This is a genomic window from Flavobacterium anseongense (assembly GCF_021608185.1).
In the GTDB taxonomy this organism is placed as follows: Bacteria; Bacteroidota; Bacteroidia; order Flavobacteriales; family Flavobacteriaceae; genus Flavobacterium; species Flavobacterium anseongense.
Genome location: NZ_JAKIHN010000001.1, coordinates 344,361 through 357,018, shown reverse-complemented (window position 1 = coordinate 357,018; position 12,658 = coordinate 344,361). Strand labels below are relative to the sequence as shown.

Sequence of the window (12,658 nt, the reverse complement as noted above, 5' to 3'; positions counted from 1 at the left end):
ATTTTTGTTTTTCAAAATTTAGTTTATGTTTGCAGCACCAAGTCTAATTTTTAAACCTAGTATCAATCAATGAATTATAAGTTTTTTCCTTTGTTTTTTGTTTTCTTGTTGATGTCATTCACAAGTCTTCCAAGCAAATCAAATTCCAAAAAAATTAGCACAGAAACAGAAACTACAACTGTTTTAGAAAATGTATCTATTTATAATCAATTAGATGCAAACTCTTTTGTATTGCCAAGTTTTGACTGTTTCAATTTAGCATTGGATGGTTTCTATTTGCTAAAAGATAAAGGACTTGTTCAAAAAAATATCTTAACCTTAGTTGATTTTAGCTTGTCATCAAACAAGAAACGTCTTTGGGTAATCGATTTGGATAAAAAAATCATTTTGTTCCAAACTTTAGTGGCTCATGGAAGAAACACAGGAGAAGAATTTGCCAAGCAATTTTCAAATCAGGCAGAATCTTTCCAAAGCAGTGTTGGATTTTATGCTACTGGCGAAATTTATGATGGTAAGCACGGAATGTCTTTAAAATTAGATGGACTTGAAAAAGGGTTAAACGATAAGGCAAGAGAAAGAGCTGTTGTAGTTCACGGTGCAGATTATGTTTCAGAATCGTTTATAAAGCAAAATAAGAGATTAGGAAGAAGCCAAGGTTGTCCTGCACTTCCTGTTGAAATGAATGCCAAAATTATCAATGTGATAAAAGATAAATCGTGTTTATTCATTTATCATCCATCAGTAGCCAACGAAATAATGTCGAGATTGGCGTCTTAAAAATTTATGTGCATAAGAAAATGTTTTTACAACATTTTCATTACAAATGACTTACAAGTATAAATTCTGCGCCTTTAAAAAATCAATATTTTTTTTAAAAAAAAGTTGCATCGAAAGAATGTTATTCTATATATTTGCACCCACATTATTGCGGAAGTAGCTCAGTTGGTAGAGCTCCAGCCTTCCAAGCTGGTTGTCGCGAGTTCGAGCCTCGTCTTCCGCTCTAAAAGTCTCAAACGTAAGTTTGGGACTTTTTCTTTTTATTTTGTGGCGAGAAGCCTCGCCTGCCTGCCGATAGGTAGGTCTTCCGCTCAAAAGCCTTAACGAAAGTTGAGGCTTTTTTATTTTCCTAAAAATGCTAAATCGGTTTCAGGGGCTAATTCTTCAGGAGTTTTATTTTGATTGAACAATCGAGCCGTTAAACTTCCTTTCAGAATTATTTTGTCACCAGCAACTTCCAGCCAACTTCCTTCACGTAATCCTAAAACGGGTGTATCATTAAAAGCATGGAATTCTTTAATTCTGGTTTCACGGGTTTCGCCCATGTGTTTGCTTTGCAAATCGGCGTCAAGATAATGTGGATTCAAATTAAACGGAATCAAACCCAAAGTTTTGAAACTAGGCGGATATATAATCGGCATGTCATTCGTGGTTTGCATCGTCAATCCGGTGATGTTGCTTCCGGCACTTGAGCCAAGATAAGGTGTTCCGTTTTCGATAACTTTTGTCAAAACTTCCATCACCTTGTTTTGATATAGTTGTGTTACCAATAAAAAAGTATTTCCGCCTCCGGTGAAAATTCCCTGTGACTTTTGAATAGCTTCTGTCGGGTTATCAAATTCATGCAAACCTTTGACAGCTTTATTTATTTTGGCAAAGGCCGACTTGACATTCGAAGTATAATCATCATGAGAAATTCCACCCGGACGCGCATAAGGAATAAAAAGTATTTCAGTACATTCTTTAAAATGAATGGCTAAAGTGGATAACAAATAGTCTAAATAACTTCCACCATGAAGGGTTGAAGTACTGGCGATAATCATTTTTTTCATTGCAACGAATAGGTTCTTTAGGGGTAAGTTTAACAAAAGATTATATACTTTTAGTGTTCTAAAAGATATTTTTACAACGTAAAATTAGAATAATGAAGTTATTTAAAAGTATAATTATATTTTTATTTTTCGCTCAAACCTTTGCTCAAGGACAAACCTTAACCTTGTTGAAGGGGAAAATAACTTCTCAGCTAAAAGAACTAAACGATATAAACATCACAAATATTCGTTCCGATTCTAACACGACAACCGACCAAAACGGAAACTTTTCGATGTTTGTAAAGGTCGGCGATAAGCTCCAGTTTTCAGGCCTTCAGGTCATAACCAAAACGATGGAAATTGATGAAAATGATGTCGCCAAAAAACTATATGTAGTCAATTTAGAAGCCAAAGTCATTCCGCTTGACGAAGTTGAAGTCAAAAGTTACCCCAACATTAATGCTGTTTCACTCGGAATTTTGCAAAGACCGGCCAAAGTATATTCGCCTGCTGAAAGAAAATTAAGGACAGCCGAAGAATTTCATTGGTATAGTCCATTATTAATTCCATTCGGAGGAATGCCCTTTGACGGATTAATAAATTCAATTAGCGGACGAACAGCCATGCTGAAGAAAGAATTAGCTGTTGAGAAAAAAGAAAAGTTATTAGAAAAAATCGAATACATGTTCAAGGAAGAATTCTTTTTGGAAAATCTGAAAATCCCAAAAGAGTATCTCAGAGGTTTTTGGTATTATGCTGTCGAAGACCCAAAATTGGTCAACGCTTTGAATACAAAAAATAAAATAATGGCTCGATTTATCTTCTCGGATTTAGCGACTAAATATTTGGAAATTTTAAAAAACTAATAGCAATTTAAGTAACTTTGCAATTCATAAAGAAAAATCTAAAACTATGTTTGGAATTGGTGGTGGTGAATTAATCCTTATTATTTTGATTGCCTTAATGCTTTTTGGATCGGAAAAAATTCCGGATGTGGCAAGAACTATGGGGAAAGCTATGGCGCAATTAAAAAATGCCACAAACGAAATAAAAAGTGAAATCCAAAAAGGTGCTGAAGCCAACGGAATTGATACTTCTATGAAAGAATTGACGTCAACGTTTACCGATGAGGTCGAAAAAGTAAAATCGAATTTAGATACGAATATTTTGCCCGAAGCGACCAAATTAAAAGAAGATATTGAGAATTTATCCGGACCAATAAAAAGACAATCATAGTGTTTGAAAAAATTCTCCAACTAGATAAAGGGCTGCTGATTTTCTTAAACGGATTAGGCTCACCGACATTTGATGGTTTGTGGCTCATAATTACAAAGCAAATTTATTGGACGCCAATATTTCTCCTTGTTTTTTATCTGATTCAAAAGAAAAAAGGGTGGAAAAGATTTGGTTACTACCTTCTTTTCACAGCATTTTTAATATTGCTTTGCGATCAAACGGCAAATCTTTTTAAATGGTATTTCCATCGTTTACGACCTTGTAATGATGAAACGGTAAATCATATTATTAGAGTTGTAAAAACTAGTCCATCGTTTAGTTTCTTTTCCGGTCATGCAGCCAACTCAATGGCAACAACGGTTTTCACATTTATGATTATGAAGAAATTTTATAAACAGGCTTATTTGCTGTTTTTATTTCCGTTAATCTTTGCTTACAGCCGAATTTATCTTGGGTTACATTTTCCAACAGATATTTTAACAGGTTATGCGTTTGGAGCAACATTCGGGTTTATTTGCTACAAACTATATAGAAAGTACATTCTTAAAACTAGAGTACGCGTGAGACAGTCAAACCATCACGAATAGGGAGCAAAACGGTTTCAACTCGTGTATCCTCTTTCAGTAATTGATTGTATTCCAAAAGAATTTTGGTTGTAATATCGTTTGGTTTTACTTCTTCCAAAACTTTTCCGCTCCACAAAACGTTGTCCGAAAGGATTATGCCGCCTTTGTTCATCATCGGAACTATCAAATTAAAATAATTGATGTAGTTTTCTTTATCAGCATCAATAAAAACCAAATCGTATTTTTTATTCAATGTCGGAATTACATCCAAAGCTTCACCTAAATGTTGTGTAATCTGGCTTGACCATTGTGATTTGTCAAAATATTTTCGCTGAAAATCGTACAGTTCTTCTTCGTTATCTAACGTGTCAATCGTACCGTTTTCTGCCAAACCTTCTGCTAAACAAAGTGTGGCATAACCGGTGTAAGTCCCGATTTCGAGGATACTTATTGGATTAATAATTTTCGAAAGCATGCTCAAAACCCTGCCCTGAAAATGACCGCTCAACATACGTGGCTGCAGAATCTTTTGATGGGTTTCTTTATTCAGCTGCGCCAACAATTCGGGTTCGTTTTCTGAATGTTGTGTAACATAGTTATCTAATTCTTCGGAAAGGAAATGCATAGGTGTAAATTTCAAATTTCAAAATTACAAATTCCAAAATTAGTATTTCAACTTTATGACTAACTTTGCGCCATGGAAATCGAGAAAAAAGACATCCGAAGTTTAAGCAAAGAACAATTGCGGGATTTTTTTGTGGCTAATGGCGACAAAGCATTTCGAGGCAACCAAGTCTATGAATGGCTTTGGAGTAAAGCGTTGCACAATTTTGATGACATGACCAATGTTTCCAAAGAAACGCGAACCATGCTCGAAAATAACTTCGTAATCAATCATATCAAAGTTGACCAAATGCAACGCAGCGAAGACGGAACGGTAAAAAATGCAGTCCGACTTCATGATGGTTTGGTTGTAGAAAGCGTTTTGATTCCGACAGAAACCCGAACCACAGCATGTGTTTCGAGCCAGGTTGGTTGTAGTTTGGATTGTAATTTCTGCGCCACAGCACGTTTAAAAAGAATGCGAAATCTGGAGCCCGGAGAAATCTATGACCAAGTTGTTGCCATCGATAGAGAAAGTCGTTTGTATTATAACCGACCGCTTTCAAATATTGTTTTTATGGGAATGGGCGAACCGCTGATGAATTACAATAATGTGATGAAAGCGATTTCAATGATTACCTCGGAAGAAGGTTTGGGAATGTCGCCAAAACGAATTACGGTTTCCACTTCCGGAGTTTCTAAAATGATAAAAAAAATGGCTGATGATGATGTGAAATTCAAGCTAGCCGTTTCATTGCATTCTGCTATCGAGGAAACCCGGAATCACATCATGCCGTTTACCAAAAACTTTCAGTTGCCCGAATTGAAAGAAGCGTTACAATATTGGTATCAAAAAACCAAAAGCAAAGTCACTTATGAATATGTGGTTTGGAAAGGCATTAACGATGATAAAGCTTCTATAGATGCTTTGGTGAAATTCTGTAAATACGTTCCATGCAAAGTCAATTTGATTGAATACAACCCAATTGATGATGGTGAGTTCCAACAAGCATCAGACGAAGCAATCGATAATTACATAAAAGCATTGGAACGAAACGATATCGTAGCCAAAGTTCGCCGAAGCCGAGGAAAAGATATAGATGCCGCTTGCGGTCAGTTGGCTAATAAGTCATAAAAAAAAGTGCCAAATTTTATTAAAATTTGGCACTTTTTAGTAAGATGAAAAACTACTTTTTAGTTTCCTAGAGTAATTGTTGTGGTTGTACCATTAATGGTTAAAGTCGCTTGGTTATCACATTCTCCAGTTCCATAATCCAAAACCGCGGTATTATCGTTTCTAACAATTTCTACAACGCCGCGAACAATATAAGGGCAATTGGCTCTAACTCTCAAAGGTGTTGTGATGGTTGATGTTCGAGTTCCGGCAGGGAAAGTAGTTGTCCAACTTCCGGAAATTGAAAACACATTATCAGCCCATACCATTGGTGTATCAAAACCTTCAATTAATTCTCTCACTCGGTTACCAGCTCTGTGGTAAACATTTCCATTAGGGAAAGTTGCCGTCATATCGATAGACATATTAGCTACAGGATGAACAGCGCCTTGCGCGGCAGTGCTTTGCATAGATCTTACTACAGTTCTGTTACCTTCAATTAAAATGTTATTGTGGTGGAAATCAACAAAAGTATAGCTAATAGTGTGTGATGGTGTATCAAAGTTTAAGCTTCCGCTCACAATAATAGTTCCGTCTAAAACGTTTCCGTTTGGTAAAGTACAGTTGTCAAAAACTACAGTTCTGGTCCAAGTGGTAGCTGTCAAATCAACAGTAACTGTAGCACAAGATGGAAGGTCCTGTGTTTCAAGGTTGTTTTTCCCCGCACCAGGATTTACCTGAAGGGCATATTGATCTTCTACAATTTTCGCTACATCTTCAGTAGCCATATCAATATTGGCACTTACTTTGGCTTCACTTAATTCAGATGTGCTGTTGCTGTCATCTTTACTGCAACTAAAAATAGAAAAAGCTAATGCCAGTCCTAAAATAATTTTTGTTGTTTTCATATTTCTATTTTTTTATGGTTTGGTTGGTAAGAGTTACTTTCTTAAAAAAGGTTTAATCAAAAGTAAAAAAATTTTTCAAACGACTGCATTATTGTATCTTTGAATGCGATGAACGTCACCTCACAAATAAAAAAACCCATTCAAGTGGAAATGGAACTTTTTGAAAAAAAGTTCTATGAATCGATGACTTCAAAAATCGCCTTACTTAACAGAATTACCTATTATATCGTAAACCGAAAAGGAAAACAAATGCGACCAATGTTTGTTTTTCTGGTTGCCAAAATGCTTTCCGAAAAGAATGAAGTCAATGAAAGAACCTATCGTGGCGCCAGCGTAATCGAACTAATTCACACAGCAACTTTGGTTCACGATGATGTTGTGGATGATAGCAATCGTCGTCGCGGATTTTTCTCTATTAATGCTTTGTGGAAAAACAAAATAGCGGTTCTTGTTGGGGATTATTTACTGTCAAAAGGATTGTTGCTTTCTATTGATAATGGCGATTTCGATTTACTCCGAATAATATCAGTAGCCGTGCGGGAAATGAGCGAAGGTGAATTACTTCAAATAGAAAAAGCCCGTCGTTTAGACATTGTGGAAGAAGTCTATTATGAAATCATCCGAAAAAAAACAGCAACCTTAATTGCTTCCTGTTGTGCACTTGGCGCCAAATCGGTTTCTGAAGATGAAGCTCAGGTCGAAGCCATGAGAAAGTTTGGAGAACTCATCGGAATGGCATTTCAAATCAAAGACGATTTGTTTGATTATACGGATGATGCGATTGGAAAACCAACCGGAATAGACATCAAAGAACAAAAAATGACTTTGCCTTTGATTTATGCCTTGAATAATTGTTCGCCTAAAGAAAAAAGCTGGTGCATCAATTCGATTAAAAATCACAACAAAGACAAAAAGCGCGTTAAGGAAGTTATCCAATTTGTAAAAGACAAAAATGGTCTGGTTTACGCCGAACAAAAAATGGTAGTATTCCAGCAGGAAGCACTTCAAATTCTTGAAAAATTTCCTCAATCTGACTATAGAGATGCACTTTCTCTTATGGTAAATTACGTTATCGAAAGAAAAAAATAAAAATATTTTTATTCGTAAAGCATTGATTTTACTGGCTTTTTAATTTTTTTTAAATCGTCATGCAACTATTTTTCAACCATCCTCGTCTATGCTAATAGAACACTAACCAATAGTTTTGAAAGTAATCAATTTACATCAGGAAGAAAAAGAATTAATCGAATTGGCTGTCGAAAATAACCGTCATGCACAACATAGATTATATTCTAAATTTTCTCCAAAAATGTTAAGCGTCTGCCGTCAGTACATCAAAGATTTGCAACAGGCAGAAGACATTATGATTACGGCTTTTATGAAAGTGTTTACCAACCTTCAACATTTTGAACAAAAAGGAAGTTTTGAAGGTTGGATAAGAAGAATCATGATTAACGAATGTATTTCTTTTATCAGAGTTCAGAAAAAAGTAAAATTCATCGAAGACGAAACTTATTTCGAAGAAAGTCATAACAATATTGAAAGCCAATTTTCGGTAGAAGATATTCAGTTTTTGATTGACAATTTACCGGATGGTTACAAAATGGTTTTCAACCTCTATTGTATCGAAGGTTTTAAACATCAGGAAATTTCCACCATGCTCGGAATAAGCGAAGGAACATCCAAATCACAGTTGTCTCACGCACGTAAAATGCTTCAGGACAATATTAAAAAATTAAAAAATTATAGCAATGGCACTGAATAAATTAGAAAATCAGATAAAAGAAAAGTTGAATTCGAGAGAAATTCAGCCTTCAGCTCAGGCTTGGGACAGATTAGATGCGATGCTTTCGGTTGCTGAAGAAAAAAAAACAAGACGACCTTTTGGCTTTTTGTTTATTGCTGCCAGCATCACGGTTTTGCTAACTGTTGGCATGTATTTCTTCACACAAAATGGGACCGAAATTCAACCTAAAGATGATGTTGTTACTGTATCACCTAAAGATACTATAGTAAAAATCCCAAATTCCAAATTCCAAATTCCAAAAGAGAGTGAAAATCAAGTTGTATTTTCAAATCAACCGACAACTGTCAACCGACAACCGACAACCAATAATCAACGAGTTTCAATCAACAATCAAAAAACAACAATCAATCAAAACCATTCAAACAATCCTCTTATCAATCGTGACAAAGAAATTGAGTATCAAAACAGTTCAGATGTTGCTTTAAAAGATTTGCCCAAAATAATTACGGGAAATCAAGTTATAAGTGGCGTTAATAAAGAAATTAAATCAGATGAAGCTTTATTAGCTGGTTTAGACAAAAAAGCTAAACAATCTGTAAACAGTAAATCGATGCTTCAAGTAGACGCCAAAAACCTACTTTATCAGGTTGATGGTGAATTAGAATTGACTTTCAGAGAGAAAATAATCAATAAAGTAAACAAAAATTATCAGGAAGTAAAAGTGGCTTTGGCCAACAGAAATAACGAATAAGCAATAACAAAAATCATTAATCAAAAAAAATCACAAACATCATGAGAAATTTTACCCTTTATTTAGCAGTAGCAGCATGCCTGGTAGCAAGTAAACTATCAGCACAAGAAACTTTTGAAGACAAAGCAAAAGCCATCGCTGTCAAAATTGAAAACATTACTAAAGAAGAAAAAGCTGCTTTGAAAGCAGAATTGGAAACTGTAAACAAAGACTTGGAAAATAACGTAATTACAAAAGCGCAGGCAGACCAAAAGAAATTGGAATTAGCAGAAATACGCTCCAAAAACATTGAAACAAGAATTGGTCAAGCTCAGGAAGAGTTAAAAGATCTGGTAAAACAAAAAGTAGACGGAAAAATTGCGGAAAGTTACGATCATGATAGAGTTGTAATCTCTTTTTCAAAACACAAAACCACTGAAAAATACAAAAGATGGAAAGATTCTATTCGTAATGCATCAGAAAGAAGAACGACTACACAATTTGTGTTCGCCGCTGGGGTTAATAATTTAGTTACAGATAAAGCTGTCGCTCATTCTGATTATAGATATTGGGGTTCACACTTCTACGAATGGGGATTTACATCGAACACTAGACTTTTCAAAAATGATAATTTACTGCATTTGAAATACGGATTTTCAGTAATGTATAATAATCTTCGTCCAACCGACAACAGATTATTTGTAGTAAATGGTGACCAAACCAATCTAGAGACAAGTTCGGTAAATCTTAAAGATTCCCGTTTCAGAAATGTATATGTAACCTTGCCTGTACATTTAGAGTTTGATTTTACAAAAACTAAAACCAATGCTGAAGGTAAAAAAATATTCAGAACTCATGAAGGTGTCCGTTTTGGAATAGGTGGTTACGCCGGATTCAGAGTAAAATCAAAACAGATTTTAAAATACAATGAAGACGGACATGATACAACAGTTAAAGAAAAAGGAGGTTTCAATACGAATGATTTTATCTATGGTGTGAGTACATATCTTGGTTATGGCGCAACAAGTTTATATCTAAAATATGATTTAAATCCATTGTTTAAAGACAATGCCGTTAAACAAAACAACATTTCACTTGGTGTTCGTTTTGACTTGAATTAAAATTTGTTTTTATTCCGCTGCGCTCCATACAATTCGGCTGCGCCTCGGGTGGTTAGTTTATACTTCAAAAAGATGTTTCAGCGATGGAGCATCTTTTTTTATTTTTATGTATTTTTACCATCTTTCAAATTTTAAATCATTCAATTCACTTTGATTACTCGCGAAACCATAGATAAAGTTTTTGAAACCGCACGTGTGGAAGAAGTCATAGGTGATTTTGTCCAACTCAAACGTGCCGGTAGCAATTACAAAGGATTAAGTCCGTTTTCGGATGAACGTTCGCCTTCGTTCATGGTTTCGCCTGTGAAACAAATTTGGAAAGATTTCAGCTCCGGAAAAGGCGGAAGTGTTGTGACTTTTTTGATGGAACACGAGCATTTTACGTATCCGGAAGCGATTCGTTTTTTGGCCAATAAATACAATATCGAAATTGAAGAAACCGAAGTTTCTCAGGAAGATAAAATAGAAGCCAACGAAAAAGAAAGCTTGTACTTGGTTTCTGAATTTGCCAAAACGTATTTTCACGAAACGCTTTTAAATTCAGAAGAAGGAAAGGCAATAGGTTTGTCGTACTTCAAAGAAAGAGGTTTTACCAATGAAACCATCGCCAAATTTGGTTTGGGTTATTCGCCCGAAACTTGGGATGCGTTTACCAAAGAAGCGTTGGCAAAAGGCTATAAATTGGATTATCTTGAAAAAGTTGGACTGACTATTCTCAAAGAAGACGGAAAGCATTTCGACCGATTTAAAGGAAGAGTAATGTTTCCAATTCAAAGTTTATCAGGACGAAATTTAGGTTTTGGCGGGAGAATTTTGACTAATGATAAAAAAGCAGCCAAATATCTCAATTCGCCTGAAAGCGATATTTACCATAAGAGTAAAGTGCTTTATGGAATTTTTCATGCTAAGCAAGCTATTGCCAAACAGAATAATTGCTATTTGGTTGAGGGTTATACCGATGTGATTCAGTTGCATCAGGCCGGAATTGAAAATGTGGTAGCTTCATCGGGAACTGCCTTGACTCCGAACCAAATTCGATTAATCAACCGATTGACCAAAAACATTACCGTTCTTTTTGATGGAGATGCTGCCGGACTTCGCGCTTCGGTTCGTGGAATTGATTTGATTCTCGAAGAAGGAATGAACGTTAAAGTTTGCACATTTCCTGATGGTGATGATCCGGATAGTTTTGCCAGAAAGAATTCGTATGAAGATTTAGTTTCGTACTTAGAAAATAACGCCAAAGATTTCATTCAATTCAAAGCTTCGCTTTTAATGGATGAAGCCAATAACGACCCAATTAAGAAAGCTGATTTGATTCGCGATATGGTTGTCAGTATTTCTAAAATTCCGGATAGAATAAAACGAGAAATCTATATTCAGGAAACATCCCGAATTATGGATATTTCAGAACAAGTGCTTCTCAATACATTAGCACAATTGGTTCAGAAAGACATTTCGGAAGCCGGGAAAAAACTAAAGCAGGAACAAAAAGCATTTGAAGTTGTTAAAACCGAAACGCAATCAGCACAAGAGAAAGTCAACATTGTTTACGAATTAGAACGTAAGATTATTGAAATGTTATTGCTTTACGGTTCTCAGGAAGCCGACTTTGATGATTTCATTTTAAAAGCCAACGAAGAAGGCGAAATGATAGAGGAAAAGGAAACCAGTACTGTTAAAGTTCATCAACGTATTTACTTGAGTTTGCAGGAGGATGAGGTCGAATTGGCAAATCCTTTATTCAAAGAAATCTACAATGATTTAATTGCCTATTACAATCAAAATGAAGAATTCAACATCGAGCAGTATTTGATGCAATTGTCTGTTGAGCATTCACAAATGGTTACCGATATATTGATGGCGGAAGAAAGAGAATTGCTTCACAATTGGGAAGCTAAACACATTTATGTTAAAACGAAAAATCAAAATGTGAGTCAGTATGTTTCCGAAACCATTGTTTCACTTCGTGAATATCTAATCAATAAATTGATTATGGATTTGATGAACAGTTACAGTAATGAAGAAGAAAATGATTTGGAAGAACTAAAATCGACCATCAACGATTATAATAAACTGAAAGTTAATCTGACTAATAAAATAGGAAGAATACGTTCGACTTACATATAAAAAAACCTCGCGCTTGCGAGGTTCAGTTTTTTTAAACGATTTCCAAAGTTTTAGCTTTGTTGACAAGGTCAACCAAGTTCGTTACATTAAGTTTCGTCAGCAGACGAAGTTTGTAAGTACTGATGGTTTTTTCGTTAAGCGCTAAAATTTTAGCAATCTCGTTGTTCTTTTTACCATCGCTTAAAAAACGCAGCACTTCGATTTCTCGATTAGAAAGTTTGCGATACAAACGTTCCGATTTGTTTTGCTTAGCAATCAATGCCAAACTTTTCTTGATTTCATCATTTAGGATAATTTGTCCTTGGCTTACTTTGACAATAGCAATTCCTAAATTTTCAAGCTTTGATGTCTTGTGAACATAACCCGAGCAACCAGCTTTTATTGCATTTGGTGCATAGATGTGTTCCGACAAACTACTAAAAACGACAACTTTGGTTTTTGGGAAATTTTTAATGATCGACTTGACTTCATAAATACTCTTTAATCCTTCAAGTTCTAAATCGATGACTAAGACGTCAATTTCTTTGTTTCTTAATGCATCCGGAACCATAAAAAAATTGCCAACATTCGAAACGACGTTTATTTCAGGATGATCCTTAAAATAAGCTTTCATTCCAAAATGAACAACCGGAAAGTTATCAGCAACGCATAGATTTATCATAATTGTGGTATTTGATAAAAGTTAATAAACTATA

Annotated in this window: 14 protein-coding genes and 1 tRNA gene; 11 read left to right on the top strand and 4 right to left on the bottom strand. The window is 35.2% G+C overall.

Annotation, left to right across the window (positions count from 1 at the left end):
• Positions 1–69 precede the first annotated feature (69 nt).
• Positions 70–777 (top strand): murein L,D-transpeptidase catalytic domain family protein, encoded by a 708-nt coding sequence (locus L1S35_RS01605; protein WP_236396012.1) that lies wholly within the window; start codon positions 70–72, stop codon positions 775–777.
• 150 nt (positions 778–927) lie between these two features.
• Positions 928–1,000, top strand: a tRNA-Gly gene (locus tag L1S35_RS01600).
• Between the two features lie 118 nt (positions 1,001–1,118).
• Here the strand turns inward: L1S35_RS01600 and pepE are convergent.
• Positions 1,119–1,829, bottom strand: a complete 711-nt coding sequence (gene pepE / locus L1S35_RS01595; protein ID WP_236396011.1) for a dipeptidase PepE — start codon at positions 1,827–1,829, stop codon at positions 1,119–1,121.
• A 92-nt stretch (positions 1,830–1,921) separates the two neighbouring features.
• Here pepE and L1S35_RS01590 point away from each other — a divergent pair, with 92 nt between their 5' ends.
• The 3 genes from L1S35_RS01590 to L1S35_RS01580 are packed head-to-tail and all read left to right on the top strand — an operon-like array spanning position 1,922 to position 3,631.
• Positions 1,922–2,674 carry a hypothetical protein gene (locus L1S35_RS01590; RefSeq protein ID WP_236396009.1) on the top strand — a complete coding sequence of 251 codons (753 nt, stop codon included), beginning with the start codon at positions 1,922–1,924 and terminating at the stop codon, positions 2,672–2,674.
• Positions 2,675–2,720: 46 nt separating this feature from the next.
• Positions 2,721–3,044 (top strand): twin-arginine translocase TatA/TatE family subunit, encoded by a 324-nt coding sequence (locus L1S35_RS01585; protein WP_236396007.1) that lies wholly within the window; start codon positions 2,721–2,723, stop codon positions 3,042–3,044.
• Positions 3,044–3,631, top strand: a complete 588-nt coding sequence (locus L1S35_RS01580; protein WP_236396005.1) for a phosphatase PAP2 family protein — start codon at positions 3,044–3,046, stop codon at positions 3,629–3,631. The genes L1S35_RS01585 and L1S35_RS01580 overlap by 1 nt, the downstream gene beginning before the upstream one ends.
• Here L1S35_RS01580 and L1S35_RS01575 read toward each other — a convergent pair.
• Positions 3,594–4,235: an O-methyltransferase gene (locus L1S35_RS01575; RefSeq protein ID WP_236396003.1), complete on the bottom strand. Its 642-nt coding sequence runs from the start codon at positions 4,233–4,235 to the stop codon at positions 3,594–3,596. The genes L1S35_RS01580 and L1S35_RS01575 overlap by 38 nt on opposite strands.
• 72 nt (positions 4,236–4,307) lie before the next feature.
• On the opposite strand from L1S35_RS01575, the gene rlmN reads away from it, so the two are divergent.
• A complete protein-coding gene (gene rlmN, locus L1S35_RS01570; protein WP_236396000.1) occupies positions 4,308–5,348 on the top strand; it encodes a dual-specificity RNA methyltransferase RlmN in 1,041 nt (346 codons plus the stop codon).
• 59 nt (positions 5,349–5,407) lie between these two features.
• Here rlmN and L1S35_RS01565 read toward each other — a convergent pair whose 3' ends face one another.
• Positions 5,408–6,235 carry a hypothetical protein gene (locus L1S35_RS01565; protein WP_236395998.1) on the bottom strand — a complete coding sequence of 276 codons (828 nt, stop codon included), beginning with the start codon at positions 6,233–6,235 and terminating at the stop codon, positions 5,408–5,410.
• A 108-nt stretch (positions 6,236–6,343) separates the two neighbouring features.
• Here L1S35_RS01565 and L1S35_RS01560 point away from each other — a divergent pair, with 108 nt between their 5' ends.
• The 5 genes from L1S35_RS01560 to dnaG all read left to right on the top strand — a co-directional run bounded on the left by L1S35_RS01560 (position 6,344) and on the right by dnaG (position 11,963).
• A complete protein-coding gene (locus L1S35_RS01560; RefSeq protein ID WP_236395996.1) occupies positions 6,344–7,324 on the top strand; it encodes a polyprenyl synthetase family protein in 981 nt (326 codons plus the stop codon).
• A gap of 115 nt (positions 7,325–7,439) precedes the next feature.
• The gene (locus tag L1S35_RS01555; RefSeq protein ID WP_236395995.1) at positions 7,440–8,000 is read left to right on the top strand and encodes an RNA polymerase sigma factor; all 561 of its coding nucleotides are present in this window, start codon (positions 7,440–7,442) and stop codon (positions 7,998–8,000) included.
• Positions 7,987–8,733, top strand: a complete 747-nt coding sequence (locus L1S35_RS01550; protein WP_236395994.1) for a hypothetical protein — start codon at positions 7,987–7,989, stop codon at positions 8,731–8,733. Before L1S35_RS01555 ends, L1S35_RS01550 begins: the two co-directional genes overlap by 14 nt.
• A gap of 41 nt (positions 8,734–8,774) precedes the next feature.
• Positions 8,775–9,833, top strand: coding sequence for a hypothetical protein (locus tag L1S35_RS01545; protein WP_236395993.1), 1,059 nt, complete (start codon positions 8,775–8,777; stop codon positions 9,831–9,833).
• Between the two features lie 150 nt (positions 9,834–9,983).
• The gene (dnaG, locus tag L1S35_RS01540) at positions 9,984–11,963 is read left to right on the top strand and encodes a DNA primase (protein ID WP_236395992.1); all 1,980 of its coding nucleotides are present in this window, start codon (positions 9,984–9,986) and stop codon (positions 11,961–11,963) included.
• A gap of 31 nt (positions 11,964–11,994) precedes the next feature.
• On the opposite strand, the gene L1S35_RS01535 is transcribed toward dnaG, so the two are convergent.
• Positions 11,995–12,624 (bottom strand): response regulator transcription factor, encoded by a 630-nt coding sequence (locus L1S35_RS01535; protein WP_236395991.1) that lies wholly within the window; start codon positions 12,622–12,624, stop codon positions 11,995–11,997.
• Positions 12,625–12,658 lie beyond the last annotated feature (34 nt).

Coding starts and splice junctions, on each gene's coding strand:
- L1S35_RS01565 (WP_236395998.1), bottom strand. CDS start 6,235: ATGAAAACAACAAAAATTATTTTAGGACTGGCATTAGCTTTTTCTATT.
- L1S35_RS01535 (WP_236395991.1), bottom strand. CDS start 12,624: ATGATAAATCTATGCGTTGCTGATAACTTTCCGGTTGTTCATTTTGGA.
- pepE (WP_236396011.1), bottom strand. CDS start 1,829: ATGAAAAAAATGATTATCGCCAGTACTTCAACCCTTCATGGTGGAAGT.
- rlmN (WP_236396000.1), top strand. CDS start 4,308: ATGGAAATCGAGAAAAAAGACATCCGAAGTTTAAGCAAAGAACAATTG.
- L1S35_RS01545 (WP_236395993.1), top strand. CDS start 8,775: ATGAGAAATTTTACCCTTTATTTAGCAGTAGCAGCATGCCTGGTAGCA.
- L1S35_RS01605 (WP_236396012.1), top strand. CDS start 70: ATGAATTATAAGTTTTTTCCTTTGTTTTTTGTTTTCTTGTTGATGTCA.
- L1S35_RS01575 (WP_236396003.1), bottom strand. CDS start 4,235: ATGCATTTCCTTTCCGAAGAATTAGATAACTATGTTACACAACATTCA.
- L1S35_RS01585 (WP_236396007.1), top strand. CDS start 2,721: ATGTTTGGAATTGGTGGTGGTGAATTAATCCTTATTATTTTGATTGCC.
- L1S35_RS01550 (WP_236395994.1), top strand. CDS start 7,987: ATGGCACTGAATAAATTAGAAAATCAGATAAAAGAAAAGTTGAATTCG.
- L1S35_RS01590 (WP_236396009.1), top strand. CDS start 1,922: ATGAAGTTATTTAAAAGTATAATTATATTTTTATTTTTCGCTCAAACC.
- L1S35_RS01560 (WP_236395996.1), top strand. CDS start 6,344: ATGAACGTCACCTCACAAATAAAAAAACCCATTCAAGTGGAAATGGAA.